The sequence below is a fragment of the Microbacterium sp. F1-18 genome (assembly GCF_052921305.1).
Genome location: NZ_JBREVD010000003.1, coordinates 76263 through 91944, shown reverse-complemented (window position 1 = coordinate 91944; position 15682 = coordinate 76263). Strand labels below are relative to the sequence as shown.

Here is a 15682-nt window from a genome sequence, read left to right as displayed (position 1 = left end):
CATGGGCGGGTCGGGTCGGGCCTCGTCTTGATGGGCGCGTGGGACCGCGATGGGATTCACCTGGCACCTGTTGCCGCTACCGGCGCCGGGACAGGGCGCGAAGTGCCAGCTGAGGCGTCGTGTCAGCTCTCAGGCCCCGAGGATCCGCTGGAACAGCCGGTGGTCCTGCCAGCGTCCGGCGATGAGCAGATACTCGGGAGCGAGCCCGAACTCGACGAAGCCGCATTTTCTGAGCACGGCCTGCGACGAGACGTTGTCGACGAGCGTGCCGGCCTGGATGCGGTGCAGCTGCAGGTCGTCCGTCGCGAGGCGCGAGATCTCGTTCACCGCGGCGGTCATGAGGCCGCGACCCGCGTAGCGCTGGTCGATCCAGTAGCCGAGGTTGCCGCTCTGGAACGCCCCACGGGTGATGCCCGAGAGGGTGATCCGCCCGATGATCCGCGATGCGTGGGCGAGGACGAGGGGGAGGGCGGTGCCCGCTTCGTGGCTCGCGATGAGCGCGGCGATTTCGGTGCGCTGACCTGCTTCAGTGCGGAAGTCGTTGGAACGGATCGGCTCGAACGGCGCGAGGTGCTCGCTGTTCACGCGGTACGCCTCGGCGAGGGCGGCGGCATCCTCTGCGCGGAGCGAACGCAAGACGACGTCGTCGTGCAGGTCGATCTCGACGGGAGATGCAGTCATCGTGCTGCCTCCGTCGCCGCTGTCGCCGCCAGAGCGGCCTTGATGCCGACGCGAGTTCCCCACATCATCACGATGACCATGAGCGCGGCGCCTACGAGCACCATGATCCCGAGCGCCGCCGGCGGCATCGGCACGAGCGAGACCACGCCGATCGCGACGGACACGTAGCCCGTGACGAGTGTCGCGCCTTTCGAGCGCACGTGAGCGGCGAGCCAGGCTGCGTCGCTGGACATGGTGCTGGGTGTGCGGATGCCGGCGAGCGAGTTCCGCTTCAGCTTTCCGGATGCCGCGGCCCGAGCCATCCAGATCAGCAGAGCACCCGAGCCGGCCATCGTGACGAACAGGACGATGCGGGGGATGATCTCGGCTTCCATCCCTTCGACCCTAACGATGGTGGTCAGGCAGCCGCGATCGAACTCCGATACTCAGCCGCGACCGGATCGAGGGTGTACTCGAGGACTTCGACGTGATGTTCGTTCAGCGCCTTGAGTACGTCTTCGGGAGTCACGCGGAAGTACTCGCGACGCAGGTTCACCTTGTTAATTCGCTGCGCAGCGAACTGCTGATGCAGCATCGTCTCGATCGCCACGGCATCGTCCGCGAAGAACAGTGCGTGAACATCGAACCGGAAAGGCACCGACGCGTCGCCGAGTTCGTTGACCCGGTCCATCGGGTCGAGTCGGCGGGTGAGTACGATCTTCACGACGTCGGGCCCGAACGCTCCAATGTTGCTGATCACATAGACGTAACCGGCGCGGATGTTCGCGGCACGGTAGTCGACGTTCTCGATGGCGTTCTCGACGTCGTTGAGCTTCTCTCGAAGGCGTTGTGCCCCTTCGAGGTCACCCTTCGCTTCCAGAGACGCGAGGGCGTTCGCGTAGTGTGAGCGCTCCTTCTGCAGTCGCTCCTTCTCTCGCGTGAGTTCCTGCTCTGCCTTCTTCTGTTCCCGCAGTTCCTCACGGCGAGCGCGCTCGAGTTCCTTCTCAGCCTGGACGGCCTGGAGGTGGCGGCTGGCGAGTTCGAGCTCGCGCAGTCGCAGGCGATGGTATTTGGGAGTGATCCGGAGGTCGATCATCTTTCCGAGGCGCTCGACCTGGTCCACGACGGTCGAGAGACGCTTGCGCGCTGCCTCGAGATTCCCAGCTCGCACCGTCTTCACACAGTTCTCGGCCTCGGCGTTATAGGCGCGAAGAAGCAGCTTAGACATGTCAGCGACGAACTTTCGGCCCTTGGCGGCGCTGTTGTTGAACGTGAAGCTCTGCGTCGCCTGAGTGGCTCTACCAGCTCTGACCTGGCTCTTGATCTCGCTGCGCACGGACTCGAGGTCTGTCGCCAGCGCTACTGAGCTTTCCGCGGGGTGCTCGAAATCGAACAGCCCGAACTCCTGCAGTTCGATCTGGTTACGAAGGTCGATGAGCTGGCTAGCCACCGTCGCCTTCTCCTGGTGGGCTGCAAAAGCACCAGAGCGCGCGCGATCGAGGTCGGCTTCTGCGCGTGCGGTCTCCGCCTGGATCCTCACCTTTGCGGCATCCAGGTCGGCGAGCTCGCGGAGGCCGTAACGAGAGATCAGTTCCTCCAGGCGTGCATTCTCGGCCTGGAGGTCCTGCGCGAACTTGCGGGCACCGAAGAAGGGTACCTTCTGCGGAGGCGTCGACCGAGCTACCAACCGCTCATGCGAAAACGGGGGCGCGGTCGGCTGGGACGCGAGGGGCGGGGAGGCGTTTGGGAGTGGTGTGCCGACCAGCTCAGTCGCAGGAGCCGTCTCGTTACGTGCATGCTCGCCGGCTACCGACTCGCGCGCTGCTCGCCGCGTCGCGGGCAGGGGTGACGCCTCGGCCGCCTTCTCGGCTGTGTCCCCGAGCTGCTCGCGTGTCTGCACGCCTTCGATCACGACGTGGTCGGTCCAGGCAGCACCGTCCCAATAACGACTCTCGAATTTCCCGCTCGGGTCGGGGTACCACGACGCGGGCGGGGGAGTTGTGAGATCGGTCACTTCTTTGGGCCTTTCAGATGAGACCTCTCTAATATGCCGGATGGTCGGCCATGGTCAAATTTGAGCCCCTCGATCGAGGAAAGTCCCGTCGCATCCTGGACCGCCTCGCACAGGTCCTCTATACAGACGAGAGCCCCGACTTCCGCACTGAGGATACGGATGCCGGGGCTCTCGAAGTCTGTCGGGGTGTCAGCCCCGGACGCCGAGCGCGAAGCTGATCGCGCCCTCGCCGTCGACCTGTGCGTCGAGCACGCGGTCATCCAGCGCAAGGGCTGCGGCCGGGTCGACGAAGATGCGGGCACCGTCGGCTTCGACGACGGCATCCTCGCTCTGCGGGGCCTCGGCGAGGGAGAGGGCGAAGCCGGTCTCGGGCGAGCCGGAGTCGCTGATACGGATACCGCCGGTCTCGGCGGGGATCTGGGCGGTGAGGTTCTTCACCGCGGTGGCGGCGTTCTCGGTGAGCGTGAGCATGAAGCTCTCCTTCCGTGGATTGCTGCGGAGCCGGCCACGATTCCGAGAATCCGAGTCGAACGCAAACGTGAGCGCCGACTCTCAGGGAATTCTGAAGGTCGGCGGGCGACTACCGCGTCAAAGGGTTTTGACGAGAACGAAGCTCACGATCAGCCCGAGGAGCAGGCAGCAGACCCACGCGGTCGCCGCCGACACGTACCAGTTCTGCCGGAGCTCGAGACCGAGGCGATCCGGGTGGTCGCGCGGGGTGCGGCGGAGGCTCCGCTGGGTGATGAGCATCGGCGGAACCATCAGCGCGAAGCACAGCAACAGACCGATCAGTTGCAGGAGCGCGCTCGATGAGCGTCCGCCGGGAGCGATGATCTGCCACGCCTCGGCCAGCGCGAGAGTGATGTTGCGCGGCCCGCACAGCGCGACGAGACCCGCGGCGCCGATGATCATGACAAGGATGCGCAGGACGCGATCCGGTGTTGTCGCGGGGGCTCTCGGCGGCGTTGCGCCGTGGTGCTGGCGAGCCCAGAACTCGCGGTGCGCTCGCCGTCCCGCGAGGGGCCACACCGCTGCCGCGATGAGTCCCGCGATCACCCAGCCGAGCCACTCGTCGCCCGTCATCGGGATGCCGAGCGCATTGAACGCGATGAGTCCGCCGATCCAAGCGGCCATCGTGGCGACGAAGAGGACGAACGCAGCGATTATCCCGAGCGCCGTTCGCAGCGGCCGGCGCGCTGGCGCGGTGGCTGGGGCGTCTCGGGTCACGTTGGTCAGCATAGGGCTGGGGCGCGCTGGGGTTGAGGAGGGACGGGATGCCGCGGCCCGCGGCCGTCTAGACTTGGGGTGCCTTGCCTCTGTAGCTCAGTGGAAGAGCCACTCCGTCCTAAGGAGCGGGTCGGGGGTTCGAATCCCTCCAGGGGCACCGTTTTCGCCGGCTGGCCTACGCGAGACCGTCACATCCGCGAGCAGGGGCAGTCTGCGGTACGGTCACACCGTGACGAGTGAGCCGGTGAAAGAAGCGTTGTCGCAGTTTGTCGAAGAGCGTGACTGGGGTCAGTTCCACACGCCGAGCAATCTCGCCAAGAGCATCTCCATAGAAGCTGCGGAGCTGCTCGAGTGCTTCCAATGGAGCGACGATGCTGACGAGACTCGGGTCCGAGAAGAGCTGGCTGATGTCGTAACCTACTGCACGCTTCTCGCGGAGCGGCTTGGTCTCGACCTCGACCAGATCGTTCTCGACAAGCTGGCTGAGACTCGCACGAAGTACCCCGTGGACAAGTCAAGGGGACGGAGCGCCAAGTATGACGCCCTCTGAGATTGAGGAGCTCGACCTCACCGTGTCGGACGTCCGGGCATGGGCATCTGAAGATGAGCGGCGGACAAATTGGCCGGTCGTGTATGTCCTTGACAGTGCCGGCGCCCCGGGCCCTCCACTCGTCTATGTCGGCGAGACCATCAACGCCGCCTCGCGGATGGAGCAGCACCTCCGGAATCCGGCCAAGGCAGCGTTGCGCCGGTCACGGGTGGTGATCGACGAAGCATTCAACAAGTCAGCTTGCCTCGATCTCGAGTCGCACCTCATCCGTTGGCTTGCAGGTGACGGGCACTTCACCGTGCTCAACGGTAACGAGGGCATCATCGATGCGCGCTACTACGAGCGGGAACGGTACCGGGAGAGCTTCCGTGAGGTCTTCGAGCAGCTGCGCGCCGAGGGAGTATTCCAGCGGAGCATCCCCGAGATCGAGAACACCGATTTGTTCAAGCTCTCGCCGTTCAAGGTCCTCACGCACGATCAAGCTGTTGCCGTCGAGCAGATCGTCGAGGCGCTTCTCCAGGATTTGGCGGCGGGCACTCGATCGACCAGCGTCATCCAGGGGCACCCAGGCACCGGCAAGACCATCGTCGCGATCTTCCTCATGAAGCTGTTGGGTGACATCCGCGACTATGACGACGCCGACGAGGTCGAACAAGACTCTCTGTTCGCGGAGTTCTTCGTCCCCGAGAACCGGGAGTTGCTGAAGGGCGTCCGTATCGGGCTCGTCGTCCCGCAGCAGTCGCTTCGCGACTCGATCAAGAAGGTCTTTCGGAAGACCCCCAAGGTCAGCGAAGACCTTGTTCTCAACCCCTTCGATGTGGGCAAATCGACGGTGCCGTTCGACCTGCTGATCGTGGACGAAACGCACCGGCTCAATCGCCGCGCGAATCAGTCCTCGGGCATCCGAAACCGGGACTTCGCTGAGATCAACGCACGGCTCTTCGGATGGGACGACACGACCAAGACTCAGCTCGACTGGATCCGTGCGCAGAGCCGTCACCAGATCTTGCTCATCGACGAGCGGCAGGGCGTACGGCCAGCAGACCTCCCGAGTGACGTGCTTGACACCGAGATCAGGGACGCGCAGCGAAACAAGCGGTGGTTCCCCCTAGCGAGACAGATGCGCGTGAGGGCGGACGCCGACTATGTCGGATTCACTCGTCAGCTGCTGCGGGGCGAGGCGCGGGCGGGAGACCGCCCTGACTTCGGCGAATACGATCTGAGGTTCTTCGACAGCGTCGCGGCCATGCAAGCTGCGATCCGCAAGCGCGACCGCGAGGTTGGGCTCGCCCGTCTCGTGGCCGGTTACGCCTGGGATTGGAGGACACGAGGGAACAAACCCGGATCCGACTTCGAGCTGGAAGGTATCCCGTTCACGTGGAATCGCACTGACAAGGACTGGATCAACTCTCCCGGGTCGCTGGACGAGGTGGGATCCATCCATACGGTTCAGGGATACGACCTCAACTACACCGGCGTGATCATCGGCAACGACTTGCGCTATGACGGACGAGTCGCTGTGGATCGCGATTCGTACCGCGATAGGAAGGGCAAGGAGAACCTCGGTCAGCTCGGTCGGCCTACGACGGATGCAGATCTCCTTGCGTTGGTCCAGAACATCTACGGTGTCCTGCTGACGCGCGGGATCTTAGGGACGTACGTGTACGTATGCGACCCCGGTCTCCGCGACTACATGAGATCAGTCGTCGATGGCGGCCCGCGAGGAGGCTGAGCCTGATCCGAGTGTGAGTGCACGTGAACGGTTCTCTAGCGGAGTCCCGGTTCGGCTCACCTCCCGCGCGCTAACTCCAACGCCAGCGACGTGCGGTCCGTGTGCCCAAACTTCCTCAGCAGCGCCGAGACCGCGTTCTTCACGGTGCCGTGGGCGAAGTGCAAACGCGCCGCGATGTCCGCGTTCTGCAGCCCGAGCGCGAGCAGGGCAGCTACGGCCTGTTCCGTAGGCGTCAGCTCGGGGGAGAGCGGGGGAGCGGCACCGCTCTCACGGTTGAGCGCGACGCGAGCGACACGCGGGTCGATGACCAAGCCGCCATCCACGACCTGCCTGATCGAGTCGAGCAGGCGGTCGGCTGAGACATCCTTCAGAAGGAAGCCCGCGACTCCCGCTTCGAGCAGCGATCGAACGAGTTCCGCGTCGTCGAACGTCGTGAGGGCGAGCACCGGCAGACCCGGATGATGCACCGCGCACTCTCGGACGAGCCCTAATCCATCGAGGACCGGCATGCGCGCATCTGCGAGGACGATGTCGGGGCGAAGGCTCGGGATGAGCGCAAGCGCCCGCGAACCGTCCTCCGCTTCGCCGACCACCTCGACGCCGCTGTCGGTCTCGAGGATCATTCGCAGGCCGCGACGGAGCAGCTCTTGATCGTCGACGACGAGCACGCGGATGGCGTTCACGCGATTCCCGCCGGCACGCTCGCATCTTCCGGGACTCCCGCAGTCTCGCCGGCCGCCCGGACGGGCAGCAGCATCGAGAGGCGGAAACCCGACGCTCCTCCCTCAACCGCCAGCGAGCCACCCAGCTCCTCGGCCCGAGCACGCAGCGAGCGCAGGCCGAAGCCTTCTGCCGGCGGTGTCCCACCCTGGGACGCAGTGCCGTCGTCGTCGAGCGTCGCCTGGATCGACGAGGGGCCGACCTCAATGCGCAGGCTGGCCGTCGCGGCATCCGCATGTCGGATGACGTTCGTCAGACCTTCCTGAACGAAGCGGAGGAGAAGCAGCGCGTGCTGCCGAGGCAGAGATCGCTCGCCGTCGATCTCGACCGTGACGGTCAGCCCCGTGCCGCGGAAGCTCTCGGCCAGCGTGCCGAACGCTTCGATGTCGCCGAGCTCTCCGAGCTCGATCGGGTGCATCGCGCGGACGAGCCGCCGCATCGCTTCCAGGCTCTCGCCGACGACCGCTCGGGCGTGGACGACCTCATCGCGAGCTGCAGCCGGATCGGCGACGCGGCTCGCGTAGTCCAGCGAGAGCCCGACCGCAGTGAGGCGATGGCCGAGGTCGTCGTGCAGTTCGCGGGCCGTGCGCTCCCGGCGAAGTGTTCGATAGCCTCCTCAACAATGAACAAGCGCGAAGGGATTCTGCTGGGCGCCGCCGGTTTAGCGGTCGTCGGTCTTTTCGCGTTGGCTATGCCGGTCATTTCATCGCTCGCCGGTTCGGTGACCACGCAAACTGCGGCGAACGGTGGGCCGACAGCCCCGCCGTCGTCGTCGGAGAGTCCACCGTCGGGTGCCGTGGCAGAGATCAGCACACCGCTGGACGGCCAGGGCGGCGTGGCCGGGTACCAGGACATCGACGGCGGAGTCAGTATCCGTGCCAAGGGGCCGGGCGACTGCCCGACGTGGGCGATGATCAATCCCTACGATGCGTGGAATTCCACGGCGCGGCTGGGTGGCACGATCACCGACCTCGGTCCGACCACCTACGCATCTGGCGAGGTCGGGCTGAACGATGAGGGCGAGATCTCGACGTACACGGTGGCGTCCGGCGACACGGCATACGGCATCGGGGATCGCCTGTGCATCGACTACATCACTGTGCTGGCCTACAACGGCAAGTTCATGCCCGCGCCGGAGATTCAGCCCGGCGACATCCTGATCCTGCGGCCGTAGCGCTCGGCTAGCATTTCGGCATGGCTGAAACTCTCCGGATCATCGACGTCTCGATCGGGAGCGACGGCATCCGCCTCGGTCAGTTCATGAAGTTCGCTGGCCTGCTCGACTCGGGCGGTGACGTGAAGGAAGCTATCATCGACGGCTTCGTCACGGTCAACGGCGAGGTCGACCGACGCCGCGGACGTCAGCTGCAGCACGACGACGTTGTCGTCTTCGATGGACGCCGGGCTCGGGTTCGTCCGTAGCGCCGAGGCTCTCAACACCGCCCTCACGAGTCGCTCTCATGGCTGGAGCGTCCCGGTAACGGTCGGGTTCGATGCCACGCACGGGCAGCGGCTGGGACGCCGTCCGCCACGAGCGCGGATCGTTCTCGAACGGGGTTCTCGCTCACGACGGCGACCTCGTCCTTTTGTGATGGACCACGTCCGGTCGCGGCATGCGCTGCCCTCTGGCCGGGCCTGCGCGCGCAGCGACGCGGCACTGCTCGCCTCCGCGGCCGAGTCGTGGGGCGGTCTACAAGCGGAGGCTGCCGCTGATAATCGCTTCAGCGACGACGCTGAGGCGAGTTTGCGTCGATCTGGCGTGGGCGCGGATGAGGCGGAAAGCGCCGTCCATGTCGAGGCCATGACTCTGCGCGATGTATCCCTTGGCCTGCTCGATGACGACGCGGCTATCCAGCGCATGTTGCAGCTTGCTCTGCGTGGTGAGCGACTCTTCGACGATGCGCTGTTGCAGGATGCTGATGGTCGCGATATCGGTGAGGGTTCGCGCGGCAGCGGCGTCAGGCTCGTTCAGGACGCCGGGGCGGTCCCGGAACAGATTCAACGAGCCGAGGATCGAGTTGCGCAATCGCATCGGGATGGCGTGCAGAGAGGCGAACCCCGATCTGCGAGCATCGTCGGCGAACTTCGGCCAACGGCCGCCGACCTCACGGAGATCCTCTACCGAGACAACTTGCCCTGTGGCCACCGCTTCGACGCAGGGCCCCTCACCGGCCTCGACCTGCATGAGCCCGACGAGTTCGCTGCGCTCGCTCGTGGAGACGATGACCTCGAGGTCGCCGGCAGGGCTGAGCAGGAGAATCCCGGCGGCGGCGGCGTCGAAGATCCTCGTGCATTCGTCTACCAGCAATTGGAGGAGGTCGACGATATCGAAATCGTCGACGAGGGAGTCAGCCAGCGTTCCCACCGTCTGCAAGAGCTGATCTTCGCGAGTGCTCATAGTTCAGTCTAGGACGCGGACGTCAGGCGTCGAAGGTGAGCCGTCGCTCGACGACGTCGGACGATACCTCGCTCAAGGTGCGGCCGCTGGAAAACGCACGACCCCGAAGAACGAGGAGCGCGTCATCAACCCCGATCGATAGCTGCGCAGCGACCATACCGGTTGCTTGATGCACTTCACGTCGGGAATGGGGGCCGTCGAGGATGCCGTCCTCGACACGGTCGAGGTTCTCGAGTGCCCGCCTCAACAGGTGTCGTGACGCGACCTCGGCGAGTACCTTCACGTCTTGGACGGTTTGCGACGGCAGTCGGCCCGGTTCCTCGTTGTACAGGTCGACGGCCCCGACATTCAGCTGACCGACGAACAGTGGAAACGCGTATAACGAGCCGATGTGAAGCGCTCGTAAGGAAGTCATCGTCGCCGGCCAACCGCTGGAGCTGCGTTGCAGATCGTTCTCGAGGATCGGTCGGCGTGTCCGCACCGCGTCCCAGCACGGCCCTTCTCCCAGGTCGATTTGAATCTCGTCGATGCGAGCAGCGATGCTGCTGCTCGCGCACACTGTCTGGCTTCCGAGCGGTTTTCCCAGGGTAGAGATCGCAGCGCCGGTCACTCCCGTCGCTGTGACGAACGGATCGCACAGGTTGTCGGCCGTGTCGGCGGTGACCAAGCGCGTGAGGGCCTCAGCGAACGCATGTCGGTCGTCGCCCGGGAGGGACGTGCCCATGGATCCCTCCTACCGTCCTTGTCGCAAAACTAGGCGCTAGGTCCTGGTGTCGTGTGCTCAACATAACAGCCGGAACGCTCATCGCCCCGCAAGGCCCTCATGCATCTCAGCGACCGGATCACAGAACGATCGAATGGGTTGCTCTTCTCGGCCGACCCTGTGTAAGCGTCTCTGAGCCGGCCTCCCAGTTGCCCCGCCCCGGCCAACACTGTCGACACGCTGCGGGGAACGGTGCTCTTCGATCCCCAAAATCGCTCCAGTCCCGTGCGTCCGCTCGTTCAGTGTCGACGGGGTCGGCCGGGGTCTGGGGCAACCTGGGATGACCGTACTCGTCGCCGCCTGCGACCACAACCCCGTGTTGAAACGAGTGCACGCGAAACAGACGGTCTCAGCTGCTTGTTCTCGGCAACTGGCGTCCAGCGAAAAGAGGGTATCGGGCGCACGGGTTTTCACGTACGGTGTGCAGATCCAGCAGACCCCGTACCGGCGGCGGTCTTGCACGGAGCGGCCCCAAAACGCCCCGGCAGGATCGCCGCCAACCCGAGCGATCGCACGTCAGCCGTGGCGGCAGGCAGCTTGGACCGCTGCGCAGTGCTCGCCGGCGCATTCCCGCCTCCGGTTAGCATTTCGGCATGGCTGAAACTCTCCGGATCATCGACGTCTCGATCGGGAGCGACGGCATCCGCCTCGGCCAGTTCATGAAGTTCGCTGGCCTGCTCGACTCGGGCGGCGATGTGAAGGAGGTCATCATCGATGGCTTCGTCACGGTCAACGGAGAGGTCGACCGACGCCGCGGACGTCAGCTGCAGCGCGACGACGTCGTCGTCTTCGACGGCCGCGGGGCTCGCGTCCGCCCGTAGCGCCAGCAATGACGGCAACGACCGCGACGGTTCCAGCGACGAAACCGGGGCTGCGGAACTCACTGGGCGCGGACATCAGTTTCGGCGGCGGTCCTTTTCGCGCCGTTTCCGATGGAGCCAGTACAGCCCACCGCTCGAAAAGGCGATGGTCGCGAAGGTGACGAAAGTCACGACGGGGGAGTCAGGAGGGAGCACGTTTCCCAGAACCGCGATCAGGGTCAGCAGAGCCAGTACGGATACCGACCATATGGTCCAGCGCTTTTTCACGAGCCCTCCACGATTGACCCCGATGCTATCGACTCGTATCCGTCTTTCGGACGGGCGCACCTGAGCCCCACCTCGCCAGCCCTCACGCCCACCTGCGCCAAACTGTCGACATGGAACAGTTCCTCGACGCCGACGTTCCCGCGGGGCGTGCGGCGGTCGCCGGCATCCCGCTTCCGCCGTTCGCGACAGCCGCCGACCACCAGCGCTACCTCGACATGCTGCAGCTGTACCTCGCGATGCTCGATCCGGGAGCCCCCGCGACGAACACGGTCATCCTCAACGAAGCTCTCGCCGCCGAGCGTCGGAGCGCGGATGCCGGACCTCTCAGCCCCCTCGCGCTGACCGCGAGCCTCTCATCGTTCTTCCCCGCGCCCTGGACTCCCGACGCCCTCGCCGAAGCACTCGCCGGCCGTAGCGGCGCGCCCGTCCGCCACCGAGACGCGTGGCGGTGGATGGGTGATCCCGACTTCTCCGCGGTTCCCCGCGAGGGCGGCGGCTGGGACATCGTCCGCCATGAGCGCGGATCGTTCTCGAACGGGGTTCTCACCCACGACGGCGACCTCGTGCTGCTGTGGATGGACCATTTCCGGTCGCGCTTCCCCCTGCCCTTCGGTCACTCGTACCAGCGCAGCGACGCGGCTCTGCTCGCGCCCGCGGTCCGTGCCGCTCGCCACGCCCACGACGTGAACACCGCCTACCCGTACCTCGTCACCTGGCGCACAGAACGCGACGCTGCGCTCGGCGAGAGCCAGACGCCCACCCGTCGCGAAGCGACACCGGGTGCTCGACAGATCCTCACCGGCCTGGAAGGGTGTCCGGATGAGAAGCACCGAGAGCAGGCGTAAGTGGGCGTGGGTCGGACTCTGGTTCGGTGTCATCTACGGCGTGATCGTCGCGCTTCTCCTCATCGCGGGTGTTCTGGCACCTGGGCTGTGGTTCACCGTCGTGGCGATGGTCCTCCTGGCCGTCTCCCAGGGCCTCGTGCTCAGGTCGATCAGCCGCGAAGAGCGGCAACCGTGAGTTGATCGCCCGCTAAAGGTCTCCGGCGCAGATGGAAGAATCGTGGGGTGACCGCAACTCTCGTCGCTCAGGGCCTCGCCGGCGGATACGGCCACCGCACACTCTTCGACGGCGTCGATCTCACCGTCAGCCCGGGTGACGTCGTCGGCGTGGTCGGGGCCAACGGCGCCGGCAAGTCGACGCTCCTCCGCATCCTCGCCGGACGCGACACCCCCCAGTCGGGCACCGTCAGCCTCGCTCCCGCCGACGCGTTCGTCGGCTGGCTGCCGCAGGAGCACGAGCGCGTCGAGGGCGAGACCGTCGCCGCGTGCATCGCCCGGCGTACCGGATGCGCGGAGGCGACGGCGGAGATGGATGCCGCGGCATCCGACCTCGGTGATCCCTCGATCTCCGGAGCCGACGACCGGTACGCCACCGCTCTCGAGCGCTGGCTCGCGAGCGGCGCGGCCGACCTCGACGAGCGCCTGCCGATCGTGCTCGCCGATCTCGGGCTCGAGCTCGACGCCGACGGCATCCACATGACCTCCCTCTCGGGCGGGCAGGCGGCACGCGTCGGACTCGCGGCCCTGCTGCTCTCGCGCTTCGACATCGTGCTGCTCGACGAACCGACGAACGACCTCGACCTCGACGGGCTCGAGCGCCTCGAAGCGTTCGTGCGCGGCCTGCGCGGGGGAGCCGTGCTGGTCAGCCACGACCGCGAGTTCCTCGCACGCAGCGTCACCCGCGTGCTCGAGCTCGACCTCGCGCAGAACTCTCACCGCATCTATGGCGGCGGCTACGACGCCTACCTCGAAGAGCGGGCGACGGTGCGGCGTCACGCGCGCGAGAAGTACGACGAGTTCGCGGGCAGGAAGGCCGACCTCGTCGCGCGTGCCCGCGTGCAGCGGGAGTGGTCGAGCCAGGGCGTCCGCAACGCGATGAAGAAGAACCCCGACAACGACAAGATCCGGCGCAAGGCCGCGACCGAGTCGAGCGAGAAGCAGGCGCAGAAGGTGCGCCAGATGGAGAGTCGCATCGCGCGGCTCGAAGAGGTCGACGAGCCCCGTAAGGAGTGGCAGCTCGAGTTCACGATCGGCGCCGCGCCGCGGTCGAGCTCCGTCGTCTCGACGCTCAACGGCGCCGTCGTCCGGCAGGGCCCGTTCACGCTCGGGCCGGTGTCGTTGCAGGTGAACGCGGGCGACCGAATCGGCATCACCGGGCCGAACGGTGCCGGCAAGTCGACGCTGCTGCGCACGATCCTCGGTCGCCAGGCTCCCGACGAGGGATCGGCCGGCCTCGGGTCGAGCGTGAGCATCGGCGAGATCGACCAGGCCCGCTCGTTGCTCGTGGGCTCGCGACCGCTGGCCGACGCCTTCGAAGCGCTCTTGCCCGAGATGGCATCCGGCGAGGTCCGCACGCTGCTCGCGAAGTTCGGTCTCAAGGCCGACCACGTGCTGCGCCCGGTCGACGAGCTGTCGCCGGGGGAGCGCACGCGCGCCGGTCTGGCGCTGCTGCAGGCGCGCGGCGTGAACGTCCTGGTGCTCGACGAGCCGACCAACCACCTCGACCTGCCCGCGATCGAACAGCTCGAACAGGCGATCGAGTCGTACGACGGCACGCTCCTGCTCGTCACCCACGACCGGCGGATGCTGGATGCCGTGAGCACCAACCGTCGCTGGCAGGTCGAGGGCGGCCGCGTCACCGAGGCCTGAGAGTACTGCGTCCGCCCGGGAGCCAAAGGCGATCGCGAAAAGCGGCACAGATAGGCCGCGAGACAAGGCATGGCTTCGGCCGGCGCGAGAACCTCAGAGCGATATATGGGCAGACTATGAGGCTCGTCGGATGCCCGGCCCTCAGACCGGAGTGACGAGGGGGCAGTGGACCTCATCGACGTGCGGCCAGCATGTCGAATCTTCGGCGCGCCCGAAGTACCGCGCTGGCCCGAGCGGGTCTGGGGATAATTCGACGCCGCGTCAACCGAATGAGTCAATTATCAGTTCGAGTATGCGGTGCTCGGTTGCCGAGGATGCGATACCGCCGATACGCATCTCGTGCCTTGGCCGCACCGCGCTCTTCGGATAGGTCACCCTGGACCTTGTTGCCGTTTTTCGATAACATCGATTAACGGCAACAAGGGTGCTCATAGTGAAGAAGTATCAGCAGGGCGCAGTGGTCGGAGCTCGTTCCCGCAGGGATGTCATGTGGATCAGATTTGCCATCGCGGTTGTGGCGGCGCTGGCGTCGCTGAAGCTCCTTATCGAGGCGGCAGTGATCGTCGCGGGGCACGCACTCATCGTCGGGCAGGGGGCCGATGGTGGCCTACCGCTCACGGTGCTGCCCGGTGTTGAGGTCGCAATCCTCGCGCCCGGACAGCAGGGTGATCTCCGGGATGCGGATCCCGTCCTTCGTGCGTTCGCGTCACTGCCGCTGTTGATCGAGGCAGCCACGATCGTCGCGGGCACCGCGATGCTCTTGGCGGTCCTCCGCCAGGTCGCTGCTGGTCGTTCGTTCGAGCAGCGAAACCTGGGTGTCTTTCGCATGATGTCTCTCACTTTCTTGTGGGGGGGAATCGCGGCTGGGCTGATGAGTTCAGCATCGAATGTCTACCTGGTGGCGAATGCAGGGCCGGTCGACAGTGACACTAGGGCAGAAATTCTGGGAGCTCGATACTCGGACCTCGTGATCGGACTGCCACAGTGGCCGCTGCCACTCGTTATCGCCGGCCTCGTAGCGATCGCCATACGCGTGGCACTCGACGCGGGAGCGCGATATTCGGAAGAGGCGGACGGTGTCATCTGACCATTCGCCCGGGGCGCCTCATCGGGTGCGCATTCTGCTGGATGACGTGCTGCAGGAGCGTGGCGTCACACTGACCGAGCTGGCTCGAAGGACTGGCATCACGATCGCGAACCTGTCGGCCCTGAAAAACAATCGCGGTAAAGCGATCCGATTCACGACGCTCACCGCGATCTGCGATGCACTCCAGGTCGAACCCGGGCGTCTTTTCGAACTCGCTGATCGTGAACAGACCCCGCGATGAGTGCGTGAAGTCAGGTCATCGGGGGTGGCCGCGTCAGTGGAGCCCGACTCCCCGACAATCCGGTCGATAGGGTGCAGGCATGCGATCGCTGATGAAATCACTGCTCCTGGCCGCACCAATCCTGTTGCTCGCCGGCTGCTCGGCAGGCGATCTGCCCGAGTTTGCGACCGAGCAGACCGACCGCGACGTCGTCGCTGACGCGCGGGCAGCCGACGGCATCGCGTCTGACACGACGCGCTTCGTCGGCGAGGTGGACGGCGTCGAGCTGTTCCTCGCGAAGAGCCAGGACGACGAGATCTGCCTCATTCAGCTCCGCGATGGCAACTTCGAGAGCACCGCATGCTCCTCCGGCGGCGGACTCGGGACGATCATCACGGGAGGGCCCGCCGTCGAGGTCGGCGACTTCCGCTACCTGCCGGATGCCGAGAACCGCCCGGGCCGTGAACAGATCAGTGACAGCGTCGTCGTCATCCGGGGTGGGCTGTAGCCCG

General features: G+C 65.8%; 19 protein-coding genes, 1 tRNA gene and 1 pseudogene. 12 read left to right on the top strand and 9 right to left on the bottom strand.

Annotated features, from left to right (window positions below; genetic code table 11):
- Positions 1 to 129 precede the first annotated feature (129 nt).
- From ACU6RU_RS09110 to ACU6RU_RS09090, 5 genes are all read right to left on the bottom strand, one after another.
- On the bottom strand, positions 130 to 681 hold the full coding sequence (locus tag ACU6RU_RS09110) for a GNAT family N-acetyltransferase (RefSeq protein ID WP_446726366.1): 552 nt from the start codon (positions 679 to 681) through the stop codon (positions 130 to 132).
- Positions 678 to 1055 carry an SdpI family protein gene (locus ACU6RU_RS09105; protein WP_183045423.1) on the bottom strand — a complete coding sequence of 126 codons (378 nt, stop codon included), beginning with the start codon at positions 1053 to 1055 and terminating at the stop codon, positions 678 to 680. The genes ACU6RU_RS09110 and ACU6RU_RS09105 overlap by 4 nt, the downstream gene beginning before the upstream one ends.
- A gap of 23 nt (positions 1056 to 1078) precedes the next feature.
- Positions 1079 to 2674 carry a DUF4041 domain-containing protein gene (locus tag ACU6RU_RS09100; protein ID WP_446726365.1) on the bottom strand — a complete coding sequence of 532 codons (1596 nt, stop codon included), beginning with the start codon at positions 2672 to 2674 and terminating at the stop codon, positions 1079 to 1081.
- A 189-nt stretch (positions 2675 to 2863) separates the two neighbouring features.
- A complete protein-coding gene (locus tag ACU6RU_RS09095; RefSeq protein WP_071917931.1) occupies positions 2864 to 3145 on the bottom strand; it encodes a HesB/IscA family protein in 282 nt (93 codons plus the stop codon).
- 117 nt (positions 3146 to 3262) lie between these two features.
- Complete coding sequence (locus tag ACU6RU_RS09090; RefSeq protein ID WP_446726364.1) at positions 3263 to 3901, bottom strand: hypothetical protein; 639 nt, start codon at positions 3899 to 3901, stop codon at positions 3263 to 3265.
- A gap of 85 nt (positions 3902 to 3986) precedes the next feature.
- Between ACU6RU_RS09090 and ACU6RU_RS09085 the strand changes: the two genes are divergently transcribed.
- The 3 genes from ACU6RU_RS09085 (at position 3987) to ACU6RU_RS09075 (ending at position 6183) form a co-directional block, all read left to right on the top strand.
- Positions 3987 to 4058: transfer RNA gene (locus tag ACU6RU_RS09085), tRNA-Arg, on the top strand.
- A 72-nt stretch (positions 4059 to 4130) separates the two neighbouring features.
- The gene (locus tag ACU6RU_RS09080; protein ID WP_120265072.1) at positions 4131 to 4451 is read left to right on the top strand and encodes a nucleotide pyrophosphohydrolase; all 321 of its coding nucleotides are present in this window, start codon (positions 4131 to 4133) and stop codon (positions 4449 to 4451) included.
- Complete coding sequence (locus ACU6RU_RS09075) at positions 4438 to 6183, top strand: DNA/RNA helicase domain-containing protein (RefSeq protein ID WP_446726363.1); 1746 nt, start codon at positions 4438 to 4440, stop codon at positions 6181 to 6183. The genes ACU6RU_RS09080 and ACU6RU_RS09075 overlap by 14 nt, the downstream gene beginning before the upstream one ends.
- Before the next feature lie 56 nt (positions 6184 to 6239).
- Here ACU6RU_RS09075 and ACU6RU_RS09070 read toward each other — a convergent pair whose 3' ends face one another.
- Both ACU6RU_RS09070 and ACU6RU_RS09065 read right to left on the bottom strand, forming a co-directional pair.
- The gene (locus tag ACU6RU_RS09070; protein ID WP_289329792.1) at positions 6240 to 6866 is read right to left on the bottom strand and encodes a response regulator transcription factor; all 627 of its coding nucleotides are present in this window, start codon (positions 6864 to 6866) and stop codon (positions 6240 to 6242) included.
- Positions 6863 to 7486: pseudogene (locus tag ACU6RU_RS09065) on the bottom strand (sensor histidine kinase); the annotation flags it as partial. The gene ACU6RU_RS09070 and the pseudogene ACU6RU_RS09065, both read right to left, overlap by 4 nt.
- Before the next feature lie 39 nt (positions 7487 to 7525).
- On the opposite strand from ACU6RU_RS09065, the gene ACU6RU_RS09060 reads away from it, so the two are divergent.
- The gene (locus tag ACU6RU_RS09060) at positions 7526 to 8077 is read left to right on the top strand and encodes a LysM peptidoglycan-binding domain-containing protein (RefSeq protein ID WP_446726362.1); all 552 of its coding nucleotides are present in this window, start codon (positions 7526 to 7528) and stop codon (positions 8075 to 8077) included.
- A gap of 20 nt (positions 8078 to 8097) precedes the next feature.
- On the top strand, positions 8098 to 8325 hold the full coding sequence (locus tag ACU6RU_RS09055; RefSeq protein WP_446726361.1) for an RNA-binding S4 domain-containing protein: 228 nt from the start codon (positions 8098 to 8100) through the stop codon (positions 8323 to 8325).
- 268 nt (positions 8326 to 8593) lie between these two features.
- Here the strand turns inward: ACU6RU_RS09055 and ACU6RU_RS09050 are convergent, their stop codons facing one another.
- Together ACU6RU_RS09050 and ACU6RU_RS09045 are read right to left on the bottom strand one after the other, a co-directional pair.
- Positions 8594 to 9301 carry a GAF and ANTAR domain-containing protein gene (locus tag ACU6RU_RS09050; protein ID WP_289329787.1) on the bottom strand — a complete coding sequence of 236 codons (708 nt, stop codon included), beginning with the start codon at positions 9299 to 9301 and terminating at the stop codon, positions 8594 to 8596.
- 22 nt (positions 9302 to 9323) lie between these two features.
- Complete coding sequence (locus tag ACU6RU_RS09045) at positions 9324 to 10025, bottom strand: GAF and ANTAR domain-containing protein (protein WP_120265080.1); 702 nt, start codon at positions 10023 to 10025, stop codon at positions 9324 to 9326.
- Positions 10026 to 10657: 632 nt separating this feature from the next.
- Here ACU6RU_RS09045 and ACU6RU_RS09040 point away from each other — a divergent pair.
- The 7 genes from ACU6RU_RS09040 (at position 10658) to ACU6RU_RS09010 (ending at position 15678) form a co-directional block, all read left to right on the top strand.
- A complete protein-coding gene (locus ACU6RU_RS09040) occupies positions 10658 to 10885 on the top strand; it encodes an RNA-binding S4 domain-containing protein (protein ID WP_289329786.1) in 228 nt (75 codons plus the stop codon).
- Between the two features lie 377 nt (positions 10886 to 11262).
- Positions 11263 to 11997 (top strand): hypothetical protein, encoded by a 735-nt coding sequence (locus ACU6RU_RS09035; RefSeq protein WP_446726360.1) that lies wholly within the window; start codon positions 11263 to 11265, stop codon positions 11995 to 11997.
- The gene (locus ACU6RU_RS09030; protein ID WP_446726359.1) at positions 11972 to 12172 is read left to right on the top strand and encodes a hypothetical protein; all 201 of its coding nucleotides are present in this window, start codon (positions 11972 to 11974) and stop codon (positions 12170 to 12172) included. The genes ACU6RU_RS09035 and ACU6RU_RS09030 overlap by 26 nt, the downstream gene beginning before the upstream one ends.
- 47 nt (positions 12173 to 12219) lie before the next feature.
- Entirely contained in the window at positions 12220 to 13863 is a 1644-nt protein-coding gene (locus ACU6RU_RS09025) for an ABC-F family ATP-binding cassette domain-containing protein (protein WP_446726358.1), read from the top strand.
- Between the two features lie 433 nt (positions 13864 to 14296).
- A complete protein-coding gene (locus tag ACU6RU_RS09020) occupies positions 14297 to 14950 on the top strand; it encodes a hypothetical protein (protein WP_446726357.1) in 654 nt (217 codons plus the stop codon).
- Positions 14951 to 14975: 25 nt separating this feature from the next.
- Complete coding sequence (locus tag ACU6RU_RS09015) at positions 14976 to 15191, top strand: helix-turn-helix domain-containing protein (RefSeq protein ID WP_434543636.1); 216 nt, start codon at positions 14976 to 14978, stop codon at positions 15189 to 15191.
- A 79-nt stretch (positions 15192 to 15270) separates the two neighbouring features.
- Positions 15271 to 15678, top strand: a complete 408-nt coding sequence (locus ACU6RU_RS09010; RefSeq protein WP_446726356.1) for a hypothetical protein — start codon at positions 15271 to 15273, stop codon at positions 15676 to 15678.
- Positions 15679 to 15682 lie beyond the last annotated feature (4 nt).

What these genes read in the sequence shown, in the direction of transcription:
- ACU6RU_RS09110 (WP_446726366.1), bottom strand. Translation starts at nt 681, where the DNA reads ATGACTGCATCTCCCGTCGAGATCGACCTGCACGACGACGTCGTCTTG.
- ACU6RU_RS09105 (WP_183045423.1), bottom strand. Translation starts at nt 1,055, where the DNA reads ATGGAAGCCGAGATCATCCCCCGCATCGTCCTGTTCGTCACGATGGCC.
- ACU6RU_RS09095 (WP_071917931.1), bottom strand. Translation starts at nt 3,145, where the DNA reads ATGCTCACGCTCACCGAGAACGCCGCCACCGCGGTGAAGAACCTCACC.
- ACU6RU_RS09075 (WP_446726363.1), top strand. Translation starts at nt 4,438, where the DNA reads ATGACGCCCTCTGAGATTGAGGAGCTCGACCTCACCGTGTCGGACGTC.
- ACU6RU_RS09060 (WP_446726362.1), top strand. Translation starts at nt 7,526, where the DNA reads ATGAACAAGCGCGAAGGGATTCTGCTGGGCGCCGCCGGTTTAGCGGTC.
- ACU6RU_RS09055 (WP_446726361.1), top strand. Translation starts at nt 8,098, where the DNA reads ATGGCTGAAACTCTCCGGATCATCGACGTCTCGATCGGGAGCGACGGC.
- ACU6RU_RS09050 (WP_289329787.1), bottom strand. Translation starts at nt 9,301, where the DNA reads ATGAGCACTCGCGAAGATCAGCTCTTGCAGACGGTGGGAACGCTGGCT.
- ACU6RU_RS09045 (WP_120265080.1), bottom strand. Translation starts at nt 10,025, where the DNA reads ATGGGCACGTCCCTCCCGGGCGACGACCGACATGCGTTCGCTGAGGCC.
- ACU6RU_RS09040 (WP_289329786.1), top strand. Translation starts at nt 10,658, where the DNA reads ATGGCTGAAACTCTCCGGATCATCGACGTCTCGATCGGGAGCGACGGC.
- ACU6RU_RS09035 (WP_446726360.1), top strand. Translation starts at nt 11,263, where the DNA reads ATGGAACAGTTCCTCGACGCCGACGTTCCCGCGGGGCGTGCGGCGGTC.
- ACU6RU_RS09030 (WP_446726359.1), top strand. Translation starts at nt 11,972, where the DNA reads ATGAGAAGCACCGAGAGCAGGCGTAAGTGGGCGTGGGTCGGACTCTGG.
- ACU6RU_RS09010 (WP_446726356.1), top strand. Translation starts at nt 15,271, where the DNA reads ATGCGATCGCTGATGAAATCACTGCTCCTGGCCGCACCAATCCTGTTG.